Here is a 26,985-nt window from a genome sequence, read left to right as displayed (position 1 = left end):
GCGCGAAGCGCCTCAGGGGGTGCCTCATCATTTACTGGCGCTCTTGCAGCTCCACATCCTTGGGGTACCGGATGGTGTGCTCGGCGCTGAACGGCGCCGTGGCACCTGCGGCCAGCGCCTGCTGCCAGGCCACGGTGCCGGGTGTGCGGTTCCAGGCCGTGTCGGTGGGCTGGGGCTGGTAGCGCGATTCGACCTCGATCTTCTCGTTGCGCGACACCGGCGCGGCATGCAGCACCTGCAGCGTGATGCCGGTCTTGTGGCGGTTTTCCACACTGTAGGCGCGGCGCGTCTTGCGCTCGGTGCGCGAGCCGGTGAAGCCCGTGCTGCCGGTCAGGTCCTGCGCGGGCTCGGCCCGCACCGTGACCAGTTCATCGCGGCCGAACGACAGGCTGGTGCTGCCCGCCGGAGCGCCCGCGCTGGGTGTGCCGAAGTCGATGCGCCCGTTGCCCACAAACGCGCCGTCGCGGTACAGGCCCGTGGGCCCGGCCGGCCACACGCCGGGCGGCTGGGCCATGTGGGCCACCAGGTAGGCGGCCTCTTCCACGGCCGGGGCGGTGCGGGTTATCAGCGTGGCGGGGGCCGTGTGGTTGCCCAGCGCCAGCGTCACGCGCTGGCCGCTCGATGGCACGGTGATGCGTTGCGGCACGGCGAATTCGGTGGCGAAACCCTTGTCGATCGCACTCACGTCGAAGCTGAGCTTGTCCTCCTCGACCGCGTTGCGCGCGAGCGCGGCGGGCGAAGGGGCCGGTGGGGCCATGGCCATCATGGGGGCCGTCGCGGGCATGGGGCGCGGCGGCGGGGCCACATCCAGTGTCCATTCACGCGGCAGGCGGCCCTGCGTGGCCCGGCCCGGCTGGCCGGTCGACAGGGTGAGCTGCACGTTGCCCCAGTCCTCGCCGCTGTTCTGCGCCACCAGCGCCTGGCGCTCGATCAGCACCGTGGCTTTGGTGGCGTCCAGCGTGGCGCGGTAGGTGGGCTGCCAGCCCGGGCCGCGCACCTGGTAAGACAGGCGCAGCTCGGCCTCGCGCTCGGTGGCCAGGTTGATGGTGACCGACACCACGCGCGCGCGCTGGCTGGCCACGCGGTCGCGCTCGGCCACCAGGGGCTTGAGTGCCAGCTGCAACGCCTCTTGCTTGCGTTGGAGCTGGTGGCTGCGGGTGAAGCTGTCCTGGCCGGACTTGCGCAGCACGTCGGCGGTGGCGGTGATCTGCGCGGATGTGGGGATGGCGGCACGCCCTGGGGCCGTCTCATCGCTGGTGCTGGTGTTGGCCACGCTGCGCAGGTAGCCGTCCACCAGCTTCAGGGCCGAGGCCTCGGCCTTCACTCCGGCGATCTGGTCTTCCAGCTCGCGGATGCGGCCGTCCAGCGGGCTGGCGCAGGCCGCCACCACGTCGCGGTCTTCGGTCAGCACATTGAACTCGCCCACGCGCACCGCGGGGTCGGCGTTGATCTGCAGGCTTTGCGCATCCAGCGACGCGGGCAGGCAGGCCAGCGTGAGGCTGCGTGCGCCAGCGGGCACCTTGGCCACACGCTCCACGGTGGCGCTGCCGGGGTAGACGGTGACACGGGCAATGCGGGAGGTGTCCTGCGCCAGGGCCGGCGAGGCCGCGTTGCACAGCAGGGCCATGCCGACAAGGCCCAGGGGCCGCAGCGGGTGTGGAGAGCGCAAGTGCAAGGCAAGGGGGAAATGGATCACGGGGCTCCTTGGGCGCGGTGGACAAAGGGAATGGGATGCTAGCAGCCGCCGTGGCCGCGCACAGGTTCTTAGAACCTGTTCAAAATCTTTTCGGGGGTCGCGTTGGAGTGCAATCGGGATGAGTGGATGCCTTGGATGCGCCGCATGGGCTCGTGCCCATGCAAGCAGCTGGGGCGTCCAATCGCCCGATTTCACTCCAACCCTGCGGGCAAGTGCCTTGCCGGGCGGTCTGCGGCGTTGCGGCGCTTGTGGATAGCCGGGCTATCCACTGCGCACCGTGCCTTGCATCCCATCCCGGCAAGGCGCTTGCGCGACCCTGAAAAGATCTTGAACAGGTTCTTAAAGCACCCCTGGCACCTCTTCCGCCAGGAAGTCATACACCGCCCGGATTTTGCGGCTGGTGCGGATCTCCCGGTGCACCGTGAGCCAGATGGGCAGCTCGGGCAGGGGCAGCATGGGCAGCACGGCCACCACGCCGGGGTCGGTGCGGGCCAGGTAGTTGCCCACAAAGCCGATGCCCAGTCCCGCACGCACGGCCTCCCAGTAGGCCATGAGGTCATCGGTGCGGAACGCAAAGTGCTGGCGTTCCACCGGGTAGCCCATGGCGGCAAAGCCCTGCAGGATGTCCTCGTGCCGGTCGTTGCCCACCAGCTCGTGCTGCAGCAGGTCGGGCGGCTGCCGGGGCGTGCCCTTGCGGCGCAGGTAGTCGCGGTGGGCATAGGCGCCCAGCGTCACCGCGCCGATGCGCTTGGCCACCAGGCTGGCCTGGTCGGGGCGCACCATGCGCAGGGCGATGTCGGCCTCGCGGCGCAGCAGGTTGGTGACCTGGTTGCTGGCCACCAGTTCCACCTGCACCTCGGGCAGCACCTGGCGCATCCTTGCCAGTACCGGCGGCAGCAGTGCGCAGGCCACAGGCTGGCTGGCGGTGATGCGCACGGTGCCGCTCACCCCTTCCTCGGCACCCGACACGCTGCGGGCCAGCTGGTGGGCGCTGGCCTCCATGGCGCGCGCGGATTCGGCCAGCCGCAGCGCCGTGGCGGTGGGCAATAGACCGCGCCCCGTGCGCTCGAACAGCACCACCCCCAGCTGCGACTCCAGCTCGGCAATATGGCGGCCAATGGTGGGCTGGCTGGCACCCAGCACACGTGCCGCACCCAACAGGCTGCCCTGGTCAAGCGCGGCCAGAAAGGACTGCACCAGGCTCCAGTCAAAGGTCTGATTCATGGCGATAGCGTGCCTGCAATGTGAGTACCGCGGAGCGGTTGGTGGTATTCAATTTTGCATTGCTGCTATGAATTGTTAGGCAATTGTGTAACGGTGCCGGCGTTTTCACAATCGCTCCATCCTTTGTGAATGGAGCCCTGATATGACCACCCATCCCCCTTCTCGCCCCACCACGGACAACCCCTCCACCGTGCTGATCCTGGGCGCCCGGGGCCGGCTGGGCCTGGCGGCCACCCGCGCCTTTGCCCAGGCGGGCTGGCAGGTGCTGGCCCAGGTGCGGCCTGGCGCGCGCAGCCCTGCGCTGCCCGCCATTCCCGGTGTGTGGTGGATGCCCGTGGCGGTGGATGACACCGCCGCGCTGGCCGCCCAGGCGCAAGGTGCCCAGGTGGTGGTGCATGCGCTCAACCCCGCGTACACCCACAAGGCCTGGCGCGAAGAGGCCCCCGCGCTGATGGACGCGGCGATTGCCGTCACCCGCCAGCTGCGCGCCACGCTGATGCTGCCCGGCAATGTCTACAACTTTGGTGAAGGCATGCCGCCTGTGCTGCGCGAAGACACGCCCCAGGCCGCCACGGGCTTCAAGGGGCGGATGCGGGTGCAGCTGGAGCAGCGCCTGCAGGCCGCCACGCAAGGGGGCGACCTGCGTGCCGTCGTGCTGCGCGCCGGGGACTTCTTTGGCAGCGGCACCGGCAGCTGGATCGACCAGGCCATCGCCAAGGACCTGCCGCGGGGCCGCGTCACCTGGCCTGGCCCGCTGGATGTGGCCACGCCGTGGGCCTATCTGCCCGACCTGGCACGCAGCTTTGTGCGCGTGGCGCAAGAGCGTGACCGGCTGCCCGCGTTTGAATGCCTGCATGTCGCGGGGCACCACGTCACCGCGCAGCAGTGGCTCCACAGCTTCACCGCCATTGCGGCAGAACAGGGCTGGTTGCCCGATGCCGGTGCGCTGCGCGTGGGCCAGCTGCCATGGCCCTTGCTGCGCATGGCGGGGGTGGTGGCCCCCACGTTTGCCGCACTGGCGGCCATGCGCTACCTGTGGAGCACGCCCCACCGGCTGGACAACACCCGCCTGCGCGCCCTCATCGGCGACGAGCCCCACACCCCGTTCGACCAGGCCGTGCGCCAGGCGCTGGCCGACCTGGGGCTGGTCACGTCGCAGGTGCCGCGCGCCGCTTTGGCCTGAAACCCGCCACCGATTCACCCACCCAAGGAACCTTGTCATGCACCGTCGCAACTTCATCCGATTGGCCGGGGGTGGCACCATCGCTGCCGCCACCGCAGGCACGCTGGCCGCCTGTGGCGCCGTGGGCTCGCACTATCCCGCCGAGGCGGTCGAGGCCTGGAAAGGCCCCGTGGGCGAGACCGACGCGCGCCGCCGCGCCGTGGCCTACGCCATCACCGCGCCCAACCCGCACAACCTGCAGCCCTGGCTGGTGGATCTGCGCGAAGAAGGCGTGATCACCCTGCGCACCGACCGCGAGCGGGTGCTGCCCCATACCGACCCCTTGGGGCGGCAGATCCTGATCGGCCATGGTGCCTTCCTGGAGCTGCTGGTGATGGCGCTGGCCCAGCAGGGTCTGGCCAGTGAAGTGTTGCTGTGGCCGCAGGGCGAGTTGCCCATGGCTCCGAAGGACTGGGACAGCCGCCCCGTGGCGCGCATCACGCTCCAACCCGGCGGCGCGCCCGATCCGCTGTTCGCCCAGGTGCTGCTGCGCCGCACGCCCAAGACAGATTTCGACACCACCCGCCCCGTGGCGCCCGAGTTGCTGGCCCAGTTGCTGGGCAGTGCCCAGGCCGGTGCCCCGCTGGGCGTCGGCGGCACGGTCAGCGCCGACCATTTGCCCGCCCTGCGCACGCTGTGCTGGGAGTCCGCCCGGGTGGAGCTGCTCACGCCGCGCACCATGATGGAAAGCATCCACCTCACGCGTGTCGGGCCGGGGGAAATCCTGCAGCACCGCGACGGCATCTCGCTCAACTCGCCGTTTGTGCGCGCGGTGTCGGCGCTGGGCATGTTCGACCGCTCGGCGCCACCCGTCGAAGGCGGCGCAGCCTACAAAAGCGCCATGGGCCGCTTTGAAGGGCACAGCCGCACGGCCATGGGTTTTGTGTGGATCACCGGCACCAACACGCGCAGCGACCAGGTCCACACCGGCCGCCTCTATGTGCGCCAGCAGCTGCAGGCCACTGCGCTCGGCGTGGGCATGCACCCGATGAGCCAGGCCGTGCAGGAGTTTGCCGAGATGGCCCCGCACTTCGAGCGTGTGCACCAGCTGGTGCTGGGGCTGCCCGCGCCGCGCACGCCGCAGGACGCCACCGTGCAGATGTTCTGCCGCATCGGCTACCCCGAAGGCGAGGTGCCTGCCACGCCCCGCAGGCCCCTCGCGCGTTTTGTGCGGACTTGACTCCGAGGAGGGCAGCCCCCGCGCAGATTGCTGATGCAGATCAACCCTCGGGCACCAGCCGCCACGCTTTGCCGCCTCTTCACACTCCGTTCAGGTGGCGTTCATCGCGGGTTTCTATATCTGCTGCATTGCAACAAATAGTTGGGACTGGTGATGTGGAAGAAGGTCTTGGGGGGCTCTCTGGCGCTGGCATTCACAGCGTGGCTGCTGGCACTGTGGGTGCCCCAGCCTGCGCCGGCCGCATGGGGCGATGTCTGGTGGTGGCGCAACCAGCTGATCCTGCTTACCGGGGTGGGGGCCTGGGCGCTGATGTCGCTGACCATGGTGCTGGCCGTGCGCCCCGCGTGGCTGGAAAAACCGCTCGGTGGCCTGGACAAGAGCTACCGCCTGCACAAGTGGGCGGGCATTGGCGCGATTGTGCTGGGGTTGGTGCACTACGGGCTGCAGCTCTCGCGCAGCCTGCTGGCCGACTGGGTGGGTCGCCCGGTGCGCACGCCGCGCGCGGACTGGTGGCTCAACACCTTCCGCCACCTGGCCGAGGAGATGGGGGAGTGGGCCGTGTGGTTCCTGGCGGCCATGCTGGTCATCACGCTGTGGCAGCGGTTCCCGTACCACGTGTGGCGTTACCTGCACAAGCTGCTGGCCGTGGTGTACCTGGTGCTGGCCTTCCATGCCGTGGTGCTCACGCCGCCTGCTTGGTGGCAACAGCCGGCAGGTGTTCTGGTGGGCCTTTGCACGCTGGTGGGGGTGTTGTGCGCTGTGCGCTCGCTGGCCGGGGCCATCGGGCGCAGCCGCCGCCATGCGGCCCGCGTGGTCAGCGTGTCGCCACAAGGGGCCCGCGTGCTGGAGGTGGCCTGCCAGGTCAGCCCCGCCAGTGGCTGGAAGCATGCGGCCGGTCAGTTTGCGTTTGTCACCTTTGGCCGTGCCGAGGGGGCACACCCGTTCACCCTGCTCAATGCCGACCAAGGCGATGGCGTGCTGCGGTTTGCCATCAAGGCGTTGGGCGACCACACGGGCCAGCTGCCTCTGCAAATCCATCTGGGGCAGCAGGTAGGCATCGAGGGGCCATATGGCTGTTTTGACTTTCGCAGCGACAGCGCACCGGAGCAGGTGTGGGTGGCTGCCGGCATCGGCGCCACGCCGTTCATGGCCTGGCTCGAATCCCTGCAGTCCACACCCGCGCTGGCACCCCGGGTGCACCTGCACTACTGCGTGCGCCATGCGGGCGAGACGGTGTTTGCCGACCGCATGGCCGCACTGTGCGCCCGCTTGCCCAGCGTGACGCTGGAGACGCACTACAGTGACGACGCGGGGCCCGTGACACCGGCAGCGCTGCTGGCAGGCACGAGCCCGGCGGCGAGTGTGTGGTTCTGCGGGCCGCAGGGCTTTGCCGAGGCGGTGCGCCGGGGCATGGAGCGCCTGGGGCGCTCGCCTGCGCGCTTTCACCAGGAGCTGTTCCAGATGCGCTGAGGCGGGTTTCTCGCGCCAGCGCTCGAACACGGTGCGGGCGGCTTTTGGCTGCAGTCCATTCCCCCGGCGCGCGGCCTGTCTTGGTGCGGGGGATTTGAGCCCTTTTGCCTTCCAGCGCTTTCTGCGAAAGCGCAAAATGCTATACAAATAATAGCAATTGCGCAGAGCGAGTGGTCACGCCACCGGTGCCACGAACGCGATCAGCCGCCCCATGCGCCGTATCCACTCGGCGGTGACGATGAACTGGGGCTTGTCCTTCTTCACGTACGGCGGCACTTCGGGCGGGTTGTCGGCCGGGTAGGGCGAGGTGTCGTACACATCGCCCACGTGCTTGCTGCGGTAGGCCGTGCCGGTGTAGGGGGCGGTGGGGCCGTCGGCCAGGTAGGGGTTCACGATCTCGGGCACGGGCGATGTCCAGTAGTTGCGGGTGCCCAGCTCGGTCAGCAGCGTGGCGACTTCCGTGTCGGGCACGGCGGGTGTGGCCATGACCGCACCAGTGAACAAATCCGGAAAGTCCACCTCGCGGATCGAGAAGTATTTAGGCAGCGCTTTTCCGCCGCCTGTCACCTTGAGCGGCGAGCGCGCCGCCAGCTCGGCCACGGCCGCGTCCGTCATGCCATTGAGCTTGTTGTACGTGGCTTCCAGCCCGGCGATGTCGATGGGCCGGCCGGCCGAATAGTGGCTCACGGTGTTGGTGTAGTTCTTGTCGTAGTAGTAGGCGCCGTTGTGGATGTTGGAGCCGTAGCGGTGCACGTACAGGCCGTCGTTGGTGCCCAGCTCGACAAAGGTGGGGTGGGTGCGGCCGCCGCCCAGCAGCGGGTTCACCGTGGCGGCATCGGCCGGCAGCGGGCAGCTCTTGAGCCAGGCAATCGCCTCGGGCAGGCGCGCCAGGTACTTGCGGTCGCCGGTGAGCTGGAAGTAGTTGAACATCTGGCGGATGTTGGTCTGCGTGGTGTGCGTGGCCAGCGACCGGGGCTCGTAGCTGCGGGCACCGGCGGGCGAGCCGGCAGGCCGGCCGTCCCTTTCGCGGGAGAGGTGCTGCAGCCCCCAGCCGGCCTGTTGGCCGGGCTGCTGCATCAGGCGCATGCACTCCATTGCGCGGTTGATGGGGGCGATCAGGCGCGTCTCGCCCAGCGCCATCACGCACAGGGTGAGGAACTTGATGTTCTCGCCCATCACGTCGTCGTTGAAGGTCACGTGCAGCGTGTAGTCGCCGTCGTCCATGCCGGCCTTGGCACCGGCGGGCAACTGCGATGCGTTGGGCAGCGGCATGCTGCTGACGGCGCCTGGGAAGTGCGGGAACCGCTGCGGCCAGCCACCATTGGCCACGCCGTACTCGGGCCCGAACTGCGCGTTGAGCACGAAGTCGATGGCCTTTTGCACGGCCGGCAGGTAGCGGGCCTCGCGCCGCTCCAGGTACATGCGCAGCAGGAACTGCGATGCCACGGCCGTGCCCGCATCGTCGAACGTGGCGTTGCCGTAGTAGTGCTGGAACTCTTCGAGCCGCCAGCCGTTCTTGCCGATGGTGTCGTACCACTTTTTCAGCGACGCCTCGCCCGCGAAGTCGTGGATGTAGTTCCACCCGCCGGAGCTGTGCTGCGCGGCCATGATGGCCGTGGCGGTGCGCTCGGCCGCGCGCCAGTGGCGTTCGTCGCCGGTGGCGTGGTAGGCGTCCAGGTACACATGGCCTACCGACGGCGTGCCCGGCGGCTGGATCCAGCACATGGTGCGGTAGGCCTCCATCTCGCCGAAGGTCTGCTTCAGGTCCGGCGAGTACGACCACACGTAGCCGCCCTGGTAGGACACGGTGTCGTCCATGTAGTGCGTGGCCCGCTTCAGGGCGTCGGCAGCGTCGGCCTTGGGGCCGGGCGGAAAGGTGGGCGCGGGGTCGTCGCTGCCGCCGCCGCAGGCGCTCAGCAGCAGGGGGGCCAGGGCACTCAGGGTGAAGTCTCTGCGCTTCATCGTCATTGGGATGTCTCCTCGTTGGATGGCAAGGGTTCTGGAAAGGGAGAAGCGGGCGCGCCCTGCTGCCACCAAGGCAATCGGCCCGGGCCACACGCCGCCTTGACAACAGACGTCGTACAACTTGGCGCGGATTTTGGGCGCGTGCTTTCATCCGATCACTGGCGTTTACCCCAATCAGGCAGATGGCCTGGTAGCCGCAAAATCGGGCGCGAAGGGGCTGTTGCGTTGGGTTGAAAAGCCTTTGAAAGCCGCATGAATACTGGAAGTATTCGGGTTTTTCAAAGATCAGTTGGAAACCTTTGTGCCTACGAGGGCGCGAGCCAGCACCGCCTTGGATTCGGTGTAGAAATTTGTGATTATTTGTACGACGTCAGATGATGACGTTAACAATGCATCGCACAACAACAGGATGGAGGGACAGACATGCACAAGGGACTGAGAGTGGGTGGGTTGTTGGTGGCAGCGTTGCTGTACGCAGGCGCTGCGTCGGGCCAGACCAAGCTGCGCGCCTGGAACATCCACCCCGACGGCTACCCCGTCACCGAGGCCATGAAAAGCTTTGCGCAGCAGGTGGGTAAGGCCACGCAGGGGCGTTACCAGATCGAGGTGTTCTCCAATGCCACCCTGGGCGATCAGCCCAAGGCCGTGCAGATGCTCAAGAGCGGCGAGATTGACATCGCCGAGTTCAGCTCGGGCCCGCTGTCCGATGCGGTGCCCGGCATCAAGGTGCTGAACCTGCCGTTCCTCTTCACCGACTCGGCCCACATGTTCCGCCACCTGGACGGCGCTCTGGGGCAGCGCTTTGCCGCCAACTTGCAATCGGCCGGCTTTGTGGTGCTGGGCTGGTACGACGGTGGCGGGCGTTCGTTCTACTGCGCCCACCGCTCGCTCGCCACCATCCGCGACCTGGCGGGGGCTTCCATCCGCGTGCAGCAGTCGGAGATCTATACCGAGATGGTCAAGCTGCTGGATGCGAAGCCGGTGGCGATGCCCTTCAAGGAGGTGCTGGGCGGTTTCGAGAAAGGCACCATCGACTGCGCCGAGAACAACATGCCGTCGTACGAGTCCACCGGCCACTACAAGCTGGCTAAAAACGTGTATGTGACCAACCACGTGATCTCGCCCGAGGCGCTGGTGGTGTCCACCGCGCTGTGGGCCAAGCTCTCGGCCGAGGACCGCAAGGCCTTTGCCGACGCGGGTGCGCAGTCGGCCTTGCTGATGCGCGAGCTGTGGAACAAGCGCGTGGCCCAGGCGCTGGAGACCACCGCCAAGCAGGGCTCGCAGTTCGTGCGCGTGAAGGACGTCTCGCCCTTCGTGCGGCGCATGGCGCCGCTTTACTCCAAATACATGGCCGACCCGACCACGCGGGAGGAGCTGCTGACCATCATTGCGAAGTAGGCTTCGCGCCGGAGCTTGCGTGAGGCTTGGCTTTTCAGGCCATGAACGGTGGGCCGTGGGGTTGCAGGCACATGGGCCGCTCGTCGAATGCCAGCCAGCCCAGCGTGTCGCAGAGCGACTGCACCCACGGGGTGTAGTCAGTGCGCAGCGAGCAGTGCATGGCGAGCGGGCCTTCGGACACGTCTTCGGGGAGATGGAATTCCACCCCGTGGCCCAGCACCGTGGCGTGGCCCCAGGTGGGCAGGGCCCATTCCAGGCCCGGCACCATCTGCGCGAGCGATGTTTTGATGTGATCGATGTCGCGCAGCACCAGCACCGTGTCGGGGGAGAGCTCGTCGGTGGACAGCGGCAACCTTGCGGGCTGGAAGAACAGGTAGGTATAAGCCATGGAGCGCGATGTTGCACCTTGTTGCACGGGCCGCGCACAAGCCCGGAGCCCGCTGCGTGAACTATTGCGCAGCAGGGCCGATTGCCTGACGGGGCCTCAGCGACCCGCCTGCGCAGGCGGCAGCAGGTACTCGCGCACCAGGGCCCTGGCACGGTGCAGCCGACTCTTGGCCGCCTCGCGCGTGGTGCCCAGGCGCCCGGCCATCTCCTCGATCGTGAGTTCCTCGAAGTCGCGCATCAGGAGGGCATCGCGGTAGATCGGTGGCAGCGAATCGATGGCCAGGGCCAGGTCGTGGCGCAGCTCGTGGTCGGGGCGGTGCGACCAGGCGAGGTTGTCTTCGACTTGCGCCAGTGGCTCGGCCTTGAGCCACGCCAGCACCGGCCGCATGCACAGGCGCTGCACGATGCGCACCACCCAGCCACCAAACGCCGCCGCCTCGCGCAGCGCGCCCACGCGGCGGTACACGATGATGAGCGCCTCCTGCACCACGTCGTCGGTGGCCGTGGTGGCTGCGCAATGGCGCAGCGCATAGCGACGGATGTCGGGGCGGGTGAGGCGCAGCAGCTGCTCCATCGCCACGGCGTCGCCGCTGCGCGCGGCGGGCAGCAGCTGGGCGAGTGTGGGTGCGGTCATGGTTTTGGTCTTCCACAGCGCATTGCGCCACCCGCAGCCTGTGAAACCGGTGCGACCCCTGCGCGGGCAGCCGCGCAAGGGCCGCCCCGCCGCGCTGGCTGCGGTCCCCTGCCCACGCACAGCGTGAGAGCGGAGGTGAAGGCGCGAAGCAACTCAGGGGGGTGTTGTTTCATGTCATTCAACAGGCTTGCGGCCCACCATGGCGCAGGCGGGGCAGTAGCCGAATGCGCCGCTCAGGATGCTGCCCACGCCCGAGGCGGCCAGCGCAAGTCCCAGCGGCGATGCGGCCAGCCACCAGAGGCCCGCGGCGATGAGGGCGACGCCCCCCACAACGCGCAGCAGGCTTTCGGGGCGGGTGATGTTCTTGCGGTACAGCATGGGAATTGGCTCCTTGGTCGGTTGAAGGAGGTGCCAACACAGGGCGCCTCCACCACCAAGAGCCGCGGGTTTCGCAAAAGGATTCATGGGTTGCGAAAAATTTTTACTGGTCACGGCTGCCCGTTACCGGAAATGGTCAAACGAGGCGTAGCGCTTGTCTACCGGTTGGCCCTGTGCATCCACCAATTGCAGGCCAGGTGTGGCCAGCACCGTGCCGATGCGGGTGACGGGCGTGCTGCTCGCCTGCGACGCGGCGGCCACCGCCTCACGCTGCGCGGGCGGGGCGGTGAAGGCCAGCTCGTAGTCGTCGCCGCCTGCCAGTGTGCATTGGTGGATCAATTCAGCATCAAATAGGCCGCTAGCGCTTGATGGATAAGCGCTGGCAGCTATTAGTTTTGAAGTTATGTGCGTGTCGATCCGGGCCCCTACGCCTGACGCCTTGAGGATGTGCGATAGGTCGCCCAGCAGCCCGTCGCTCACATCCATGGCGCTGCTGGCCACGCCGCGCAGGGCCAGGCCCAGGGCCACACGCGGGGTAGGGCGCTCCAGCCGCTGGCGCGCGCGGGCCAGCACGTCGGCGGGCAGGGGGGTGTGGCCCAGCAGGGCTTCCAGTGCAAGGCGGGCGTCGCCCAAGGTGCCGCTCACGTAGATGTCGTCGCCGGGCCGCGCGCCGCTGCGCAGCAGGGCCTGGCCGGGGGGCACCTCGCCAAACACGGTGATGCAGATGTTGAGCGGGCCCTGCGTGGTGTCGCCCCCCACCAGCTCGCAGCCGTGGGCATCGGCCAGCGCCCACATCCCGCGCGAGAAGCTTTCCAGCCAGGCCTCATCCACCCGGGGCAAGGACAAGGCCAATGTGAACGCCAGCGGGCGCGCGCCACAGGCCGCCAGGTCCGACAGGTTCACTGCGAGCGCCTTGTGGCCCAGGGCTTCGGGGTCCACGTCCGCAAAGAAGTGGCGGTCCGTCACCAGCATGTCGCTGGAGATGGCCAGCTGCATGCCGGGTGCTGGCGCCAGCAGCGCGCAGTCGTCTCCCACGCCGAGGGCCACGGCACCGCCGGGGCGCGCGGGGCGCGTGAAGTAACGTGCAATCAGGTCGAATTCACCCACGGTACGGTCCTAAGGAATCGGAGGAAGAAAACGGCGCGAACCCGCTCAGGCGCTCGGCGCTGCGGCAGAAAACCACTGCGCCCAGTGGTCGATGCAGGCCTGAATCTTGGGTAGCCGGTGCCTGCGGGTGAGGGTGATGGCGTGGATGGGGCTGGGCTGCAGGTCCACGCAATCGGCCAGCACCGGTGCCAGCAGGCCCTGGCGTACCAGGGGCTCCGCCACCACCGTGGCCAGGCGCGCAATGCCCAGGCCCTGCAGCGCCAAACGCGCTGTGATGGCCGTGCTGCCCGAGCGCCAGTGGCCCTCGGCCACCAGCACATAGGGCGCACCGTCGATCTGGAAAGGCCAGTGGTTCAGAAACGCCACCGCGCTGTTGGTGATGAGCCGGTGCTGGCGCAGATCGCCGGGGCGCTCTGGCATGCCATGTGCCTGCAGGTAGCAGGGCGTGGCGTACAGGGCGCGTGCCAAGCTGCCCAGCGGTCGCGCCACCACAGTGTCGGTGAGCGGTGGGCCGGTGCGAATGGCGATGTCGATGCCGCCCTGCGCCATGTCGGCCATGCGGTCGTCCACCACCAGTTCCACACGCAGTTGCGGGTACTTTTGCTGCAGGCTGTCAAAGCTGGGGATCAGCAGGTGCTCGGCCACCACCGAGCTGGACGCCACGCGCACCCAGCCGCTGGGCTGGCCACTTTGCTGGGCGAACTCGCCCTCCAGCTCGTCGAGCATGCCGGTGAGGCGGCGGCAGTAGTCCAGAAAGGTCTGCCCTTCGGCCGTGAGCGTGAGGCCGTGGGTGGTGCGGTGCAGCAGCCGTGCGCCGCAAGCCTTCTCGATGCGCGCCAGGGTGCGGGAGACCTGGCTCACGGGCGCATCGCGCTCGCGCGCTACCGCCGAGAGCGAGCCCAGGTCGGCCACGCGCACGAACAGGTGCATGTCATCAAAGCGGATATCGCGCATCGGGCAATGGTAACGGCGGGGCCTGGGAGCCCCTGCACGAATCGTCGCGCTCGATTCATGCAGAGACACCCTTGCGATCCGTGCAAAACGGTCTTGCCCCGTGGGCGGTTTCCGCCGCGCCTGGCGCTGCCTACAGTGGCTTCACCCCGAAAGGAATGCACATGTACCCCCATCAATACCCCGATGACTACCAGCGCCTGCACGATGAGGCCAGGCGCCACGCACTGCAGTTGCGCCAGGAGGCGATTCGCGCCGCCCATGCCAGGGTGGCGCGCGGGTTCCTGCGCATGGCCCGCCGGGTTTTCCACCTCGCGCGGACTGCTGATGAAGCCGCGCCAACGAACCCTTCCACCCCGGAGCTGAAAACACCATGCCAACCCTCGTTCTAAAACTGGCCCCGCTGCAAAACCCCGAGCGCTACCGGCAACTGGCCAGCGCGCTCACGGACCTGACCGTGCACCTGCTGGGCAAGCGCCGCGAGGTGACGGCGGTGGTTATTGACGACCTGCCCGCTGCGCGTTGGCACATCGGTGGTGTGCCGGTCGAGCAGCCCACGGCGTTGCTGGAGATCAGCATCACGCAAGGCACGAACACGCAGGAGGAGAAGGCTGCCTTCATCCAGGCCGCGTTTGCTGAACTGCAGCGCCAGCTGGCCGGTGACGGCGCGCTGGCCCCCGCCAGCTACGTGGTGGTGCGTGAGCTGCCTGCCAGCGACTGGGGCTATGGCGGGCGCACGCAGCAGGCGCGCAAACTGGCGCTGGCGGCGTGAAGGTGCGGATGCGAGACGAGGCGTTCAGGCTGGCGCGCCGCGAAAGCGCTGCGCCGCCTGGCGGCTGACCTCGGCCAGCAGTTGCTCCTCGCGCTGGCGCTCGCGCAGCCAGCGCGCATCGTTCTGGCCCGCTTCCGCTTCGGTGCGCAGCATGTGCATGGCGCTCGAAGCGCCTTGCACGGCGGCGTGCCCGGCGATCTTGTCCATGGTCTTGAGGATGTGCTCGCGCAGCGGCATGTGGTCGCCGGTGGCCGGGTCCACATACACCGCGTCCATGCCAAAACGGCAGGCCTGGAAGCGGTTGTAGGTGTACACAAGGTAGTCGTCTTCGGCGGGCATGAAGGGCTGCTCGGCCAGAAACCATGCGCCCAGCGACTGCACGTAGCCCGCCAGCGCGGCGGCGCGCTCGATGGTCAGTGGCGTGTCGAACACACGGATCTCGATGGTGCCGAACTCGGGCTTGGGGCGGATGTCCCAGTAAAAGTCCTTCATGCTCTTGACCACGCCGGTGCGCGTCATCTTGTCGAAGTACGTGGTGAAGTCATCCCAGGTCAGAGCCATGGGCGCGCGGCCTGACAGCGGAAACGCAAACACCGAGTTCAGCCGCGCCGAGTCAAAGGCCGTATCCTGGCCCTGCACGTAGGGGCTCGATGCCGACAGCGCGATGAAGTGCGGGATGTAGCGCGACATGCGGTGCAGCATGAGCAGTGCGGCATTCGCGTCGGGGCAGCCGATGTGCACATGCTGGCCGAAGATGGTGAACTGCTTGGACAGGTAGCCATACAGCTCGGACAGCTCGCGAAAACGCGGCTTGTCGTAGATGCGCCGCTCGTGCCACTGCTGGAAAGGGTGCGTGCCTCCGCCCACCACGGCGATGTTGAGCTTGTCCGCGCTCTTGACCAGTGCATCGCGGATGGGCGTGAGCTGGCCCAGCACCTCGCTGGCCGAGTGGCAGATGCCGGTGGAAATCTCGATCATGCTGTTCGTCATCTCGGGCACCACGCTGCCGGGCAGCGGGGTTTTCTTCATGAGGCGCAGCATGTCCTCGGCGTAGGGGGCCAGGTCGTAGTCGTTGGTGTTGACGAGCTGCAACTCCAGCTCGACGCCCAGCGTCAGCGGTTCGGAATGGTTGAAGGCTTCAAGACTCACGGCTATTCTCTCCGTTGTGGCCACGGGTCAGTGGCGCCCAGGGTTTCGAGCTTTCGCCCGCACGGTAAATGGCCACGGTGGCAATCACGGCGCCCAGGACTTCCATCAGCAAAATGGCAGGCAACGCCACACCGGCAATCACGTGGCCGGTCGAGGGCGAGGCCAGCACGAACTGCGAGGCGATCAAGAGCGCGATGGACGACATCGGTGTCATCGCGCAGCCCACCCACAGGGCCTGCTTCCAGCTTGCGCCGCTGCCCACGTTGCCCAGTGCCACGCCGGTGGCCTTGGCCACCAGGCGCACGGCAATCAGGGCCAGCACCACGCCGGCCACGGGGGCGCTCCAGTCGGCCTGCGCAGCCACGGTGGAGACCAGCACGAACATCAGCATGGTGAGCAGCGACGATGCGTTGCCCAGCTGGCGCGGCCAGGCCCAGGGGCGGGGGTTGAGCTGCTTGAGCAGCATGCCGCCCAGCAGCGCGGCCAGGGGGGCTGAGCCTCCCATGTGCGCTGCCACGGCGGTGCCCGCCGCCACCAGCGCCAGAAAAAGCATGGAGGTGTTTTCGCTCGTGGGGCTCATGAAGCGCAGCGCCATGCGCAGCACCAGGGCCAGCACGGCGGCCACGATGATGGAGACGCCCAGCACCACCATCACGGGGTACACGGTCTCCACCACGGTAAGGCTTTGGCGGTTGATCAGCTCGGCCTTGGCGCTGCCCAGTGTCAGCGCATACAGCGTGGACAAGGTGGTGAGCACGATGGCGCGCTCTGTGACCGGGCCCGCCGCGCGGGTGTCGGCCACCACGCGGGTGAGCACGGCAGGCGAGGCGGCCAAGGCCACCAGGGCCAACGGGCCGGCCACCTGGGTGGGCAGGTTCAGCCAGACCAGCACCCAGTACACGGCAAAATAGGTCAATACCGATTCGGCAATGCTCTGCACCAACACCATGGGGTTGTGGCGAAACCAGCGCAGCGGAATGCGGCCGCCACATTCAAAGAGGACGAGGGCAATGCCCAGCTCCAGCAGGAACAGGCCGATGCCCTGCAGCGGCCACACCGCCCCGCTGAACCCGGCCAGCCCGGCGGCGGTACCCACCAGCGAATAACCGAGCACCTTGGGCAGGCCTGTATGGCGCTGCGTGAGATAGCCTGCCATGGCCGCCACGGCCAACAGCAGTGACCATTGCACCGTGGGCAACCCGGCTGAGGGGCGCAGCCACTGCGCCCAGAAGCTCAGGATTTCATTCATGTCATGGAACCTCTGCGTCAGACGGGCGGTGCCCGTTGGTGTGAAAGGGCCGGCGCACAGGCCCTCCGCAGGGGGGAGGGGGTGCGCTTGGGCGTTGGTGCCCCGAATTTACAGGCCGAAACACTCCGGCCGTGTAGGACAGATGCGGCGGTTGCCCGGGTTCAGGCCTGTGACGATACCCCCGCGCCGGCCGTCCGCTCTGGCACAAAAAAGCTCAGGGGCGCGCTGCGCAGGCGGGCGCGAATTGCTGCGTAGATGCGCGAGCGGTCTACACCGCTGACGTTCTGCGCACGCAGCGCCAGGCTGAAGGCCAGGTAGAAACTCACCGACACATTCAGGGCCCCCAGAAATGGCAGCGAGGCCACGGCCCACCAGAACGCCGGCAAATGCAGGACCTGCAGGCCCAGTGTGGCGCTGGCTGCCGCGACCTGGCCCGTGGACAGCGTGACGTGGCGCACATCCAGCCCCAGCCCGAAAAACGCGGCAAACGCGGGTACCAGGCCGAGCATGAAACCCAGCGAGACGTTGGCAGCAAGGCCCGAGAGGTTTTCGCGAAGGAAGCGGGCCCAACGCGCGGCGCGCTCGGTGCCCAACAGCCCCGTGATGCGCGGGTTGTAGTGCAGGGCCGAGTCCATGCGGTGGAGCACAAACCAGTTCTCTGTCCAGCCCGCAATGATGCTGGACGCAAACAGCAGCACCCCGGTAAAGGCTGCGAAGAACAGCGAAGGCCCGAGCAGGTGCAGGGATGCGAACACATGCTCGGCCTCCTTCAGGCTGATGGCCGGGCCGCCCGTGGCCAGGGCAATCAGCGTGGCGAGCGCAAGCACGGCCGGGAAGACCACCAGCACATTGCCCAGCACGGCCGCCACCTGGGAGCGCACCAGGTGGGTGATCTCGTCCACAAACGCCTCGATGGCGCTGCCTGAACCCAGTTCCTTGAGTTTGGCCGCCATCGCCGGCGCCGTCATGGCTGGTTGTTTGGTGGCCACCGTGAAGTGCAGCAGCTGGATCAGCACAAAGCTCACGGCGTAATTGATGCCCGCCATGAAGCCACCCCAGAACGCCGACAGTGCCAGCGCATAGAGGCCGAACTTCGCCAGTGTGGTGAACGCCATCAGGGCGCCGCCGCCCGCCGCCTTGCGCAGCATGGAGCGGTATTCGGTGCCCGTGCGGGTAATGTAGTGCTCACCTGTCTCGGCACTGCGCTCGGCCACCTTGGCCGCCAGTAGCGAGGAATTGGATGCCAGCAGTGCACGCAGGCTGCGCCGCTCCTGCCCCACCATCACCAGGTGCGCCATGAGCTGCGCCGCCGTGACGGCCGATTGGGCCGACAGCAGACAATCGAGCAACTCCCGCACGCGCAGGATGCGTTCGCGCAGCTGCCGCAGGCGGAACACCAGGCCCACCGAAATGCCGTTGTCTTCGAAATGCGCATACACGGTGGCCGCCGCCGCGCGGCAGGCCTCCAGGCGCTCGCGCAGGCGCTGGGCTGACTCGTTGAGACGGTCAGGCGTGCGCAGCGCATGCAGCACCTCTACGCGCAGGCTTTCCACATCGCGGATCAGTGCATGAAAGGGCTGAGCCTCGCGCGCGGATTCGCTCATGCGCAACCGCAGCTCGGGGGCAAAGCCGGTCGAGAGAATCTGCCCCGCACAGTAGGTGATCGCGTCGAGCAAGGCTCGGTGCCAGCGCGTAGCCCCACCGGGGCTGTCGTTGCCACCGGCGGGGGCCAGTAGGTCGACCAGCCGGTTCAGCTGGGCTTCGTCGAGCGCCGCAAGCCACTGGGCGTCAAAAGCGCTGGGCAGGGCCAGCATGAAGAGCTCGGAGGCATCGATGGTCTCGGGACTGCCCGGCAGCAACTTGGTGCGCAGGCGCTCGGCGATCTCGCTGACCAGCGCAGTGCGGGGCGCAAAGCCAAAGTCCGCCAGCAAGGTGGTGACATCGACCTGGTCCACCAGCGTCGCCCACCAGGACTGCAGCCGCTGCTGGAGGTCGGGCCGGGCGGCGATGGCGTCGATGAAAAGCTGCACCCGCCCCACGGACGCCGGAACCGAGTCCCGCTGGCCACGCACCCAGTCCAGCAGGTGGATGAGCCACAGGTGGCGATGGGCCAGGCCGGCCGTGGGGTCGAGCGCCGCCAGCAGGCTGGCCAGGTCGGTATTGGCGCGGTTTTTCATCGCCGGGCCGCCCCAAGATGAAAAGCGGCCCCCTCGGGGGGCAGCGACCACACGAAGTGGGGAGCGTGGGGGCGACTCTTCAATGCAGCACCCGTCCACTCAGCGGCTCACCCGAGGGGCCGTGGTTGATCGCTTCCAATACAAAGAGGGGTACGGGGGTATTGAAGGGCTCGCCATCTTCGGCCACGCAGTGAAAGGTGCCGTGCATGGTGCCGCTGGCGGTGCGCAGCCTGCAGCCGCTGGTGTACTGGAACGATTCACCCGGCTTGAGCAGCGGCTGGTGGCCCACTACGCCCAAGCCCTTGACCTCTTCGGTGTGGCCCCGGGAATCGCTGATGATCCAGTGGCGCGAAATCAGCTGCGCGGGCGCGTCCCCGGAATTGGTGATGGTGATGGTGTAGGCGAAGCTGAACACCCCGGTGTCCGGCGCAGACTGCTCGGGCAGGTATTCGGGCAGCACTTCCACGTCAAACTGGTACTTTGGCATGGGGCGAATGGTAACCGTGGAGATTCTCCGAAAGTGCATGTCCATGGGGTAAAACCCCAGACCTTCTGCGCTTTGCGACAATCGGGGGATGAGCCGCACATTCCGAATCGCCCCCTCCATCCTCTCCGCCGACTTCGCCCGCCTGGGTGAAGAGGTGCGCAATGTCATTGCCGCTGGCGCAGACTGGATCCACTTCGACGTGATGGACAACCATTACGTGCCCAACCTCACCTTCGGCCCCATGGTGTGCCAGGCGCTCAAGCCCCATGCCAAGACCGCCGCCGGTGTGGCCGTTCCGATCGATGTGCACCTGATGATCCAGCCGGTGGACGCCCTCGCAGCCGCATTTGCCGACGCCGGTGCGGACTACATCAGCTTTCATCCCGACGCTTCGGGCCATGTGCACCGCAGCATCCAGGCCATCCGTTCCAAGGGTGTCAAACCGGGTCTGGTGTTCAATCCGGCCGAGCCGCTGGATGTGCTCGACTGGGTGATTGACGACATCGACCTGATCCTCATCATGAGCGTCAACCCCGGGTTTGGGGGCCAGAGCTTCATCGACTCGGCCCTGCGCAAGATCGAAGCTGTGCGCAAGCGCATCGACGCCTCGGGCAAGGACATCCGCCTGGAAGTGGATGGCGGCATCAAGACCGACAACATCCGCCGCGTGGCCGATGCGGGTGCTGACACCTTTGTCGCGGGCAGCGCCATCTTTGGCAAGCCCGACTACCAAGGCGTCATCGACGCGATGCGCGCAGAACTGGGGTGATCTCCTGAGCCGCTGCGCAGACTTTGCGCGGTGGCCGTTTTTACAGACCACGCCTTCCTGGATCTTGGTTATTGTTGCGCAGGGACGGTGATCGTCGTGGTGGTCGATTCACGCAACACGCCGCCGCCGGACACCGAGCCACTCGCCGGGCTGCTTTGCACACGGCGCATGCAATCAGCCTGGTCGGCGGCCGTCTGGAACGCAGCACAACGCTGTGTGGCGTTGTCGTTTGCGGCGGCTCCAGGGTTGCTCAGATCGCCCTTGCGCGAAGCATCCAGCGCGTTGTTGGCCTCGCGAAGGCAGGTGGCCAAGCTGTCCTGCGTGTTGTTGGTCATGCACTTTTCCCGCTCTTGCTCATAGCGTGCCCGCGCGTCCTGAGGCGGCATTTGCGCGGATGCACCCGCGCATGCCAGCAACAAGGCGGCGGTGAAGAGGGGGGTGGCAAAGGGAATGCGTTTCATGAAAGGGCTCCTGGGGCAATTGCAGACGGTGGTCTGAACGTATGCCTGCAGGGTAGGCCCCCCTGCTGCGTGTCCCTGTCGGACAGTGCCGCCCCCTGCCGTGCGCGGGGCGCGCGTTTCGGGCCTCGTCAGCCCAGGCGCTGAAAAGTCAGGACGAAGGCCACGCCGTCGGCCGTATTGCGCGCGTTGATCGTGCCGCCCATCTTGGCCATGTAGGTCTTGGCCACAAACAGGCCTTGGCCGCGGTGCTCGCCCTCGCCCAGCGGGGTGGGGCTGGCGGGGTCGGAAACGCCCAGTTCAAAAATCCGCTCCAGCAGTTCGTCTGCAATGGTGGAGCCCTGGTTGTGCAGCGTAGCGCTGGCGGTGGATTCCGACGCCGTGAGCGTCAGCCTGATCGGGCTGCCCGTGGGGCGATAGCGGTCGGCATTGCGCAAGATGTGGGTCACCACGTCTTCGAGCGCAAACTCATCGGCCCGCACGATGACCGGGCCAGGGTGGCCTGGGCCCAGGTCGTACACCACATCCAGAATGCCCGCAAAGTGGGCGTTGTCGGCCACGTTGCGCAAGAAGGCATCCAGGTCCAGCCGCCCCTCTGGCACATCGGCGGCCTGCAGCGCTTCGGCGGGCGATGCCGTGCCATACAACACATGGATGGCCTGCTGCATGCGCTGCACATAGCGGTGGCCGGGGTCTTGTGGTCCGTTCAGCGCCATCAGCGACTGCAGGGGCGACATGATCTCGTGCCCTACGGCGTGCCACATGTCGCGCTCTTGCTGGGCGCGCAGCTGCTCGCGCTGCAGGTCGTCCTTCACGCGCTGCAGCAGGTCGGCCAGGCCCCCGGCCAGAATGCCCAGCTCGTCCGAGCCGCGCAGGTCCGACACATCCAGGTCGCCCAGCCGGGGTCCGGTGTGGCCGGGCTGCACGTTGTACGACACCGCAGCGGCGCGGCGGGTCAGGGCGGTCACGCGGCGGATCAGGCCCACCTCCACCACCAGCCAGGCCAGCGCAATGGCGCCCAGCATGGCGCCCAGGTACCACGACAGGCGCGTGGCCACAGCGGCCAGGCCTTGCTCCACGCCGCGCAGGTGGCCGGTGAAATTCACCACGTAGTTGCCCGTGGGCGTGTCCAGAATGTCCAGTGCTGTGGGGGCGGCGGGCGTGGCTGCTGCCGGGCCCACACCTGCAGCCTCCAGCGGCAGCCAGCGGATCAGGCGCAGCAGCCAGGGGGCTGAGGGATCGGCCTGCACTTCGACGCCCTTGAGTGTGATGGCGCTGGCCTCGTCACTGCCCAGCTTGCGGATCTGCACACGTTCGCCCGGCAGCAGGCTGCGCGAGAGGTCGTTCAGCGATGCGGCCAGTTGCGCGCCGGGTGCGTCGCTGTCGAACAGCGGTTTGGTGTCTTCGCCCGGCGCCAGCATCTCCACCCGCACGCGCATCTGCCCCAGGTCTTCCGGCGGCCAGACCAGGCGCTCGTCCTTGCGAAACAGCGCTTCGCGGAACAGTTCGACCGGCAGGCGGATGGAGTAGTGGGTGCGGCGCAGGCAGTCGGAGGTGATGGCGGCCCCGCCAGAAGGTTGTTGGGCTGATGGGGGCGGCAGGTCACGGCACTGGCCGTTTTGCCACAGCCAGCCGCGAAAGTCGCGCACCGGCCGCGCGCGGGCGTCGAGCTGCGGCGTGCCGTTGTCCACAAACCCCGTCAGGCGCCCGCGCACGGCCGCGCTGCCCTGTGGAGGCATGGCCTCGTACGGCGCAATCCAGCGGTAGGTGGCACCCCGCATGTCCAGGGTGATGCGCGCACGGTGTGCCTCGGCGGGCACCAAGGCGCCGCGTTCGCGGGGTATCAGCTCGCCTGCATAAAAACTGCCCACCAGGTAAATGAAGCCGCCCGCATAGGGGTTGTTGCCAATCGCCGCGCACACCGAGGCGCCATCGGGGTACTGCACGGAGCAGCCCGCCATCTCCACGGCCTGTTGCGATTTTTGGGGATCGTCAAAGTCGATGGCGGCGTAGGGCAGCAGCAGCGGCGCCAGCGGCGTCACGCCCTGGCCTAGATGGCTGGCGTTGAGCAGCGCCAACTGGCCCGAGGGGTGGCGCAGCCGTGCCATCACCTCGGCCTGGCTGCGCACAAACCCATGCTGGTAAGCCTGCCAGGCGCGCTCTTTTTCGTCCTTGAGCACTACCACGCTCAGCGCCACCGTGGCCAGTGCCAGCAGCACGAACACCCCGCGCACGAGGATGCGCAGGCGGAACGCTGGCAGGCCCAGGCGGGGCATTTCTAGGCGCGATATTTCAAGTGCGGGGTGCAGTAGGCGTTTCACTCCATTCCTCTCGCGTGAAAGTACCGTGCAGGGCGGTCAAAACTGGCATGGCCCAGGCCAGGGCCGCCGCGCAAGGGCCGCCCCGCCGCGCTGGCGGCGTCCCCCTGCCCGCATTGCGCAGCAATGCGAGAGCGGGGGGAAGGCCCGCAGGGCCTCAGGGGGGTGTTCACCTTCCCGTCCAGCGGAAGCCGCGCATGGGCACGTTCTCAATGCCTTCAAAGTTGGGATCCACTTCACGCAGCGCCTCGCGGATGGTGCTCACGTGTTTGCGCACGTTGTCGCGGTTGCGGCCGCTTTTCACCACCTCGAAGAGTTCGTCATACGACACCACCTCGCCACTGCGTTGGTGCAGCGTGGCCAGGATGCGCTGGGCCGTGAGCGGCAGGTTGATGCGCTCGCCGCGCCAAGTGGGGGTGCGTTGCCACAGCGGGTCCAGCACCAGCGCATCGCCCGCCGGGGCGGGAGCTGTGCTGGCCGGGGCCTGTGCCTGCGTGGTGCGCAGGATGTCGAGAAAGGTCTCGATGAAATCGGCCTCTTCGAACGTGGTTTTCTGCAGGTAGTCCCACGCGTCCAGCGCCTTCATGATGCTGCGGTAGATGGCCGCAGGCATGGCCGACACCACCAGCACCGGCGTGCCCTGGCGCAGCTTGTTGATGGCGTTGATGAGGGCCACGCCCGCATGGCGCTCGCGGCCTAACTCGATGTCCAGCACCACCGCGTCGTAGTGCTCGCGGGCCAGCGCGGCCTCGGCCTCGTCGCGGGTAAACCACTGGTCGATGACGATGCCGCTCTTGGCGCTGCGTATCCACCCGACCAATTGGTTGCTGGTGGGCTGGTCGTCTTCGATCACGGCAATGCGGGTCATGGGCAGGGCGGGCAGTAGAGGGTGGGCAGATTATCCCGGTGGCCGGTTCTGGCCGGTGTGAGTTTTTCTTCCGGGGCCGGAAGGTTCGTGCGGGCGGTGTGAGCGCATTGGGGGCCGCGCTGCATTGTTGCTTCCGGGGTGGATCCGAACAATCGGTCCTCAATGAGCTAGCCACGGCGACGGCTCAGAAACGACAACAACACCGAACCAACCCGAGAGAGAAACACCATGAAAGCCACCTGGAACCGCATCGTGCAGACCCTGAAGGGCCGCCGCTCTACCCCGTTGTCCGAAGCAGGCACGGAGCCCGTGCTGGACGCTGAATCGCAAAGCCCTGTGGCAGCCGATGCACGCGGTGCCGATGCCCCTCGCCTGAACTGGGCCTACCTGCTGCCCACCGCCCGCACCGTGCGCTGGCTGACCGCTGGCGCGGTGGTGGCCGCCGCAGGCTTGATGGTGTACCGCAACCCCCCGGTGCAACACCTGGCGCAAGGCGACTTGGGTGTGCGCCTGAACCAGTTCACCGGTGCGGTGAGCCTGTGGCGTGATGGCAGCGTGTGGGTGGTGCCTGGCCTGCACACGGTGCGCGTGTTCTCGCTGCGTGACCAGAGCTACCGTCCCGAAGCCATGCGGCAGGCCACGGGCAGCGCGCCGCTGCAGTCGGTGGAAGGCCTGTCGCTGGGCCTGGACCTGAGCGTGCGCTACGCCCTGGACCCCAACTCGCCCGCCGTCAAGGCCGGCAACCTGCCCGACAACGTGGGTGTCGACATCGTGGAGCCCGCGGTGCAGGGCCTGGTCTACAAGGTGTTTGCCCGCTACACGGTGCGTGAAATCTTCTCGTCCAAGCGCGCCGAGATTTCGCAAATCATCGAAACCGAACTGCGCGCCCGCCTGGCTGCCGATGGCGTGACGCTGCGCAGCCTGCAGATCGGCAAGGTGGACCTGCCTGCCGAATACCGCCGGGGCATGGACAGCCTGCTGGCCGAAGAACTGGCCTCGGAAAAAATGCGCTACACGCTGGAGCTGAAAGACAAGCGCGTGCGTGAAACCGAACTGGACGCCAACGCCGACAAGGTGCGCCGCGAAGTGGCCGCCGAAGCCGCCGCGCGTGAGCAAGTCATCGCCGCCAAGGCCCAGGAAGAGGCCATGAAGCATGTGCTGCCCTTCAAGCAGCGCCAGATTGAGCAGCGCCAGCTGGAGGCCGAGGCCGAGCGCGTGGCCCGCGTCAAAGCCGCCGAGGGCAGCGCCCAGGCCCGCCGTATTGAAGCCAACGGCGAAGCCGACGCCCGCCAGAAGCTGGCAGAGGCCGAGGCCTACCGCATGGACCGCGTGGGCAAGGTCAATGCCGAGCAAATGGCCCGCGAAGGCGCGCTGGTGACCAAACACCCGCTGCTTATCCAGAAGACGCTGGCCGACAAGCTCTCGGACAAGATCCAGGTCATCATCGCGCCCCCGCCCACCAATGGCGACTTTATCGGTGCCGCGCTGCTGGGCGGCAACCGTAACGCCCAGGCCGGGGCCGCGCAGGCAGCTGCCGTGGCGGATGACGCCACCACTACCCAAGCCGTGGAGCAGTGAACATGAACGCCACCCTCGCCACCTTGTTGGCAGCCGTCGCCAGCGCTGCAGTGACCGTGGCGGCCGAGGCCGCCCCCCAGCCATCGCCCAGCGCCCAGGGCAGCGCCATCGTGGTGCAAGACCAGGCCAGTCTGCGCGCAGCACCGCGCGATGGTGCCCAGCAGCAGGCCAGCCTGTGGCAGGGCGAAGTGCTCGAAGTGCGCGGCGAGCGCCTCGACTATTTGCAGGTGTGGGACCACAAGCGTGAGCGCGGTGGTTTCATCCGCGCCAGCGATGTGCGCCGCGTGGCCCTGACCGAGGCCGAAGGCCCCGCGCTGCTGGCTGTGATGCACTTTGTACAGGACACCCCGGGCGCCGAAGCGCTGGGCATTGGCCTCACCGCCGCGTACCTGCAAGCCGCGCCCGCCAAGGCCCTGGCGGGTGTGGAGGGTGCCCAGGCTTTCGATGCCCTGGGCACCTTTGCCGACCGCCTGGCTCGCCGTGCCTCGGCGGCCGTGCCGGGCAAGGCCTCGGGCGCTACGTTGTCGGCACACCTGGACGTGGCCAACGGCTACGGCGTGCGCTTTGCCACCTACGAGGTCGAAGGCCGCATGCAGGTCTGCTACGAGGGCGAGGCCTTTCGCCGCCTGCTGGCCATGCCTGTGGCCGATGCCGAGCAGCGCGCCCGTGCTGTCCTGGCGCTGACCCGCCCCGAATGCATCAACCCCGATCTGCCCGCACACGAGCGTGCCAAGGTCACCAGCTGGCAGGCGGAGGTACTGGAGCGTGTGGACGTGGCGGGCCTGCCCGGCTACCTGCGTAACCGGGTGCAGATGCGCCGCGCCAGCGTGTGGGGTGCTGCAGCCTTCCAGCAGGCGCGCAAGAACGCAGCCGACCCGGCGGTGGCCGCTGCCGCCGCACGCGCCCTGACGGAATTCACCGGCGTGAGCAAGGCCGAGCTGCCTGACGAGGACCAGAGCGCCTACAACGACGCCGCCATGCGGGTGAGTGCGGTGCGCTGGGCGCTGGTGCCTGCTGCGGCGCCTGTCGCTACCGCCGCCGGAGCCCGCCCCACACTGTTGACCGAGCCCGGCGCCCCCGGCGAAACCTGCGTGCTGCTGGTGGACGCGCAGCACAGCGCCAAGGCCCCGCTGCTGCGCCGCTGCACCTACGGCGTGGTCTGGGCCGCATCGGCCAGCACCAACCGAGAAGGCACGGCGGTGGCCCTGGCGGTGCAGCCCCTGGAAGGCTGGCGGGAGCTGTGGGTGTTGCGCAAGACCGAAGGCGGCTGGCTGGCGGACGTACTGCCGCCTGCCGCCACCACGCCCGAAATCGGTGTGGCCGAATGGGCGGGCTGGGTGCCCGGCGGCCAGCAGATGCTGGTGGCACGCGAAGCCCGGGGCCAGGGCCGCTACCGCAAGAGCTTTGAGGTGGTGCGGCTCGACGGACTGGCCACCGAGCGGGTGACGGGGGATGTGGCGGCACTGCCTTTGTTCCAGCGCTGGCAAGACCCGGCCTGGAAGCGGCAGACGCTGAGCTTGCGATGAGGCGTATGGGACTTGCACAAAT

Annotated in this window: 24 protein-coding genes; 9 read left to right on the top strand and 15 right to left on the bottom strand. The window is 67.7% G+C overall.

Features of this window, described 5'->3' with window-relative positions; all coding sequences use genetic code 11:
- Positions 1 to 31 precede the first annotated feature (31 nt).
- Both IB243_RS22075 and IB243_RS22070 read right to left on the bottom strand, forming a co-directional pair.
- Positions 32 to 1,627 carry a DUF4139 domain-containing protein gene (locus tag IB243_RS22075; RefSeq protein ID WP_192429415.1) on the bottom strand — a complete coding sequence of 532 codons (1,596 nt, stop codon included), beginning with the start codon at positions 1,625 to 1,627 and terminating at the stop codon, positions 32 to 34.
- 408 nt (positions 1,628 to 2,035) lie between these two features.
- Positions 2,036 to 2,920 carry a LysR family transcriptional regulator gene (locus IB243_RS22070; protein ID WP_192429377.1) on the bottom strand — a complete coding sequence of 295 codons (885 nt, stop codon included), beginning with the start codon at positions 2,918 to 2,920 and terminating at the stop codon, positions 2,036 to 2,038.
- A gap of 142 nt (positions 2,921 to 3,062) precedes the next feature.
- On the opposite strand from IB243_RS22070, the gene IB243_RS22065 reads away from it, so the two are divergent.
- The 3 genes from IB243_RS22065 (at position 3,063) to IB243_RS22055 (ending at position 6,792) form a co-directional block, all read left to right on the top strand.
- Complete coding sequence (locus IB243_RS22065) at positions 3,063 to 4,103, top strand: NAD-dependent epimerase/dehydratase family protein (RefSeq protein ID WP_192429376.1); 1,041 nt, start codon at positions 3,063 to 3,065, stop codon at positions 4,101 to 4,103.
- Between the two features lie 37 nt (positions 4,104 to 4,140).
- Positions 4,141 to 5,322 carry a twin-arginine translocation pathway signal protein gene (locus IB243_RS22060; RefSeq protein ID WP_192429375.1) on the top strand — a complete coding sequence of 394 codons (1,182 nt, stop codon included), beginning with the start codon at positions 4,141 to 4,143 and terminating at the stop codon, positions 5,320 to 5,322.
- 153 nt (positions 5,323 to 5,475) lie between these two features.
- Positions 5,476 to 6,792, top strand: a complete 1,317-nt coding sequence (locus IB243_RS22055; protein WP_192429374.1) for a ferric reductase-like transmembrane domain-containing protein — start codon at positions 5,476 to 5,478, stop codon at positions 6,790 to 6,792.
- A 174-nt stretch (positions 6,793 to 6,966) separates the two neighbouring features.
- On the opposite strand, the gene IB243_RS22050 is transcribed toward IB243_RS22055, so the two are convergent.
- A complete protein-coding gene (locus tag IB243_RS22050) occupies positions 6,967 to 8,760 on the bottom strand; it encodes a pectate lyase (RefSeq protein WP_225585177.1) in 1,794 nt (597 codons plus the stop codon).
- 420 nt (positions 8,761 to 9,180) lie between these two features.
- On the opposite strand from IB243_RS22050, the gene IB243_RS22045 reads away from it, so the two are divergent.
- Positions 9,181 to 10,155 carry a TRAP transporter substrate-binding protein gene (locus IB243_RS22045; RefSeq protein ID WP_192429373.1) on the top strand — a complete coding sequence of 325 codons (975 nt, stop codon included), beginning with the start codon at positions 9,181 to 9,183 and terminating at the stop codon, positions 10,153 to 10,155.
- Positions 10,156 to 10,189: 34 nt separating this feature from the next.
- On the opposite strand, the gene IB243_RS22040 is transcribed toward IB243_RS22045, so the two are convergent.
- From IB243_RS22040 to IB243_RS22020, 5 genes are all read right to left on the bottom strand, one after another.
- Positions 10,190 to 10,543: a hypothetical protein gene (locus IB243_RS22040; RefSeq protein WP_057272576.1), complete on the bottom strand. Its 354-nt coding sequence runs from the start codon at positions 10,541 to 10,543 to the stop codon at positions 10,190 to 10,192.
- A 96-nt stretch (positions 10,544 to 10,639) separates the two neighbouring features.
- Positions 10,640 to 11,176 (bottom strand): RNA polymerase sigma factor, encoded by a 537-nt coding sequence (locus IB243_RS22035; protein ID WP_192429372.1) that lies wholly within the window; start codon positions 11,174 to 11,176, stop codon positions 10,640 to 10,642.
- A 174-nt stretch (positions 11,177 to 11,350) separates the two neighbouring features.
- Positions 11,351 to 11,554, bottom strand: a complete 204-nt coding sequence (locus tag IB243_RS22030; protein ID WP_010466405.1) for a DUF2892 domain-containing protein — start codon at positions 11,552 to 11,554, stop codon at positions 11,351 to 11,353.
- Positions 11,555 to 11,677: 123 nt separating this feature from the next.
- The gene (thiL, locus tag IB243_RS22025; RefSeq protein ID WP_192429371.1) at positions 11,678 to 12,661 is read right to left on the bottom strand and encodes a thiamine-phosphate kinase; all 984 of its coding nucleotides are present in this window, start codon (positions 12,659 to 12,661) and stop codon (positions 11,678 to 11,680) included.
- A 45-nt stretch (positions 12,662 to 12,706) separates the two neighbouring features.
- Entirely contained in the window at positions 12,707 to 13,615 is a 909-nt protein-coding gene (locus tag IB243_RS22020; protein WP_192429370.1) for a LysR family transcriptional regulator, read from the bottom strand.
- Between the two features lie 161 nt (positions 13,616 to 13,776).
- On the opposite strand from IB243_RS22020, the gene IB243_RS22015 reads away from it, so the two are divergent.
- Together IB243_RS22015 and IB243_RS22010 are read left to right on the top strand one after the other, a co-directional pair.
- Positions 13,777 to 14,004 carry a hypothetical protein gene (locus IB243_RS22015; RefSeq protein ID WP_192429369.1) on the top strand — a complete coding sequence of 76 codons (228 nt, stop codon included), beginning with the start codon at positions 13,777 to 13,779 and terminating at the stop codon, positions 14,002 to 14,004.
- Positions 13,986 to 14,384: a tautomerase family protein gene (locus IB243_RS22010; RefSeq protein WP_057229976.1), complete on the top strand. Its 399-nt coding sequence runs from the start codon at positions 13,986 to 13,988 to the stop codon at positions 14,382 to 14,384. Before IB243_RS22015 ends, IB243_RS22010 begins: the two co-directional genes overlap by 19 nt.
- Before the next feature lie 24 nt (positions 14,385 to 14,408).
- Here IB243_RS22010 and IB243_RS22005 read toward each other — a convergent pair whose 3' ends face one another.
- The 4 genes from IB243_RS22005 to apaG all read right to left on the bottom strand — a co-directional run bounded on the left by IB243_RS22005 (position 14,409) and on the right by apaG (position 19,446).
- The gene (locus IB243_RS22005; RefSeq protein ID WP_010466400.1) at positions 14,409 to 15,533 is read right to left on the bottom strand and encodes a YbdK family carboxylate-amine ligase; all 1,125 of its coding nucleotides are present in this window, start codon (positions 15,531 to 15,533) and stop codon (positions 14,409 to 14,411) included.
- Positions 15,523 to 16,782 (bottom strand): cation:proton antiporter, encoded by a 1,260-nt coding sequence (locus IB243_RS22000; protein WP_010466399.1) that lies wholly within the window; start codon positions 16,780 to 16,782, stop codon positions 15,523 to 15,525. The genes IB243_RS22005 and IB243_RS22000 overlap by 11 nt, the downstream gene beginning before the upstream one ends.
- 161 nt (positions 16,783 to 16,943) lie before the next feature.
- Positions 16,944 to 18,959, bottom strand: a complete 2,016-nt coding sequence (locus IB243_RS21995) for a site-specific recombinase (protein ID WP_192429368.1) — start codon at positions 18,957 to 18,959, stop codon at positions 16,944 to 16,946.
- Between the two features lie 79 nt (positions 18,960 to 19,038).
- Positions 19,039 to 19,446, bottom strand: coding sequence for a Co2+/Mg2+ efflux protein ApaG (gene apaG, locus IB243_RS21990; RefSeq protein ID WP_010466397.1), 408 nt, complete (start codon positions 19,444 to 19,446; stop codon positions 19,039 to 19,041).
- 88 nt (positions 19,447 to 19,534) lie between these two features.
- On the opposite strand from apaG, the gene rpe reads away from it, so the two are divergent.
- Positions 19,535 to 20,215 (top strand): ribulose-phosphate 3-epimerase, encoded by a 681-nt coding sequence (gene rpe / locus IB243_RS21985; protein WP_055395586.1) that lies wholly within the window; start codon positions 19,535 to 19,537, stop codon positions 20,213 to 20,215.
- Positions 20,216 to 20,283: 68 nt separating this feature from the next.
- Here rpe and IB243_RS21980 read toward each other — a convergent pair whose 3' ends face one another.
- From IB243_RS21980 to IB243_RS21970, 3 genes are all read right to left on the bottom strand, one after another.
- Entirely contained in the window at positions 20,284 to 20,676 is a 393-nt protein-coding gene (locus IB243_RS21980) for a hypothetical protein (RefSeq protein WP_192429367.1), read from the bottom strand.
- Between the two features lie 128 nt (positions 20,677 to 20,804).
- Positions 20,805 to 22,994 (bottom strand): HAMP domain-containing sensor histidine kinase, encoded by a 2,190-nt coding sequence (locus tag IB243_RS21975; protein ID WP_192429366.1) that lies wholly within the window; start codon positions 22,992 to 22,994, stop codon positions 20,805 to 20,807.
- Positions 22,995 to 23,160: 166 nt separating this feature from the next.
- The gene (locus IB243_RS21970) at positions 23,161 to 23,859 is read right to left on the bottom strand and encodes a response regulator transcription factor (RefSeq protein WP_192429365.1); all 699 of its coding nucleotides are present in this window, start codon (positions 23,857 to 23,859) and stop codon (positions 23,161 to 23,163) included.
- 228 nt (positions 23,860 to 24,087) lie between these two features.
- On the opposite strand from IB243_RS21970, the gene IB243_RS21965 reads away from it, so the two are divergent.
- Both IB243_RS21965 and IB243_RS21960 read left to right on the top strand, forming a co-directional pair.
- A complete protein-coding gene (locus tag IB243_RS21965; RefSeq protein WP_192429364.1) occupies positions 24,088 to 25,437 on the top strand; it encodes an SPFH domain-containing protein in 1,350 nt (449 codons plus the stop codon).
- Positions 25,438 to 25,439: 2 nt separating this feature from the next.
- Complete coding sequence (locus tag IB243_RS21960) at positions 25,440 to 26,963, top strand: hypothetical protein (protein WP_225585175.1); 1,524 nt, start codon at positions 25,440 to 25,442, stop codon at positions 26,961 to 26,963.
- The last annotated feature ends 22 nt before the right edge of the window (positions 26,964 to 26,985 follow it).

This window comes from Acidovorax sp. ACV01 (genome assembly GCF_014851495.1).
Classification (GTDB): domain Bacteria; phylum Pseudomonadota; class Gammaproteobacteria; order Burkholderiales; family Burkholderiaceae_C; genus Acidovorax; species Acidovorax radicis.
This window is presented reverse-complemented; position numbering and strand designations above follow the sequence as displayed.

Coding starts and splice junctions, on each gene's coding strand:
- IB243_RS22040 (WP_057272576.1), bottom strand. CDS start 10,543: ATGGCTTATACCTACCTGTTCTTCCAGCCCGCAAGGTTGCCGCTGTCC.
- IB243_RS22055 (WP_192429374.1), top strand. CDS start 5,476: ATGTGGAAGAAGGTCTTGGGGGGCTCTCTGGCGCTGGCATTCACAGCG.
- IB243_RS21970 (WP_192429365.1), bottom strand. CDS start 23,859: ATGACCCGCATTGCCGTGATCGAAGACGACCAGCCCACCAGCAACCAA.
- IB243_RS21960 (WP_225585175.1), top strand. CDS start 25,440: ATGAACGCCACCCTCGCCACCTTGTTGGCAGCCGTCGCCAGCGCTGCA.
- IB243_RS22015 (WP_192429369.1), top strand. CDS start 13,777: ATGTACCCCCATCAATACCCCGATGACTACCAGCGCCTGCACGATGAG.
- IB243_RS22060 (WP_192429375.1), top strand. CDS start 4,141: ATGCACCGTCGCAACTTCATCCGATTGGCCGGGGGTGGCACCATCGCT.
- IB243_RS21995 (WP_192429368.1), bottom strand. CDS start 18,959: ATGAAAAACCGCGCCAATACCGACCTGGCCAGCCTGCTGGCGGCGCTC.
- IB243_RS22000 (WP_010466399.1), bottom strand. CDS start 16,782: ATGAATGAAATCCTGAGCTTCTGGGCGCAGTGGCTGCGCCCCTCAGCC.
- IB243_RS22050 (WP_225585177.1), bottom strand. CDS start 8,760: ATGACGATGAAGCGCAGAGACTTCACCCTGAGTGCCCTGGCCCCCCTG.
- IB243_RS22020 (WP_192429370.1), bottom strand. CDS start 13,615: ATGCGCGATATCCGCTTTGATGACATGCACCTGTTCGTGCGCGTGGCC.
- IB243_RS22045 (WP_192429373.1), top strand. CDS start 9,181: ATGCACAAGGGACTGAGAGTGGGTGGGTTGTTGGTGGCAGCGTTGCTG.
- apaG (WP_010466397.1), bottom strand. CDS start 19,446: ATGCCAAAGTACCAGTTTGACGTGGAAGTGCTGCCCGAATACCTGCCC.
- IB243_RS22070 (WP_192429377.1), bottom strand. CDS start 2,920: ATGAATCAGACCTTTGACTGGAGCCTGGTGCAGTCCTTTCTGGCCGCG.
- IB243_RS22075 (WP_192429415.1), bottom strand. CDS start 1,627: ATGGCCCTGCTGTGCAACGCGGCCTCGCCGGCCCTGGCGCAGGACACC.
- IB243_RS22010 (WP_057229976.1), top strand. CDS start 13,986: ATGCCAACCCTCGTTCTAAAACTGGCCCCGCTGCAAAACCCCGAGCGC.
- IB243_RS21980 (WP_192429367.1), bottom strand. CDS start 20,676: ATGAAACGCATTCCCTTTGCCACCCCCCTCTTCACCGCCGCCTTGTTG.
- IB243_RS22030 (WP_010466405.1), bottom strand. CDS start 11,554: ATGCTGTACCGCAAGAACATCACCCGCCCCGAAAGCCTGCTGCGCGTT.
- rpe (WP_055395586.1), top strand. CDS start 19,535: ATGAGCCGCACATTCCGAATCGCCCCCTCCATCCTCTCCGCCGACTTC.
- IB243_RS21965 (WP_192429364.1), top strand. CDS start 24,088: ATGAAAGCCACCTGGAACCGCATCGTGCAGACCCTGAAGGGCCGCCGC.
- IB243_RS22065 (WP_192429376.1), top strand. CDS start 3,063: ATGACCACCCATCCCCCTTCTCGCCCCACCACGGACAACCCCTCCACC.
- IB243_RS22035 (WP_192429372.1), bottom strand. CDS start 11,176: ATGACCGCACCCACACTCGCCCAGCTGCTGCCCGCCGCGCGCAGCGGC.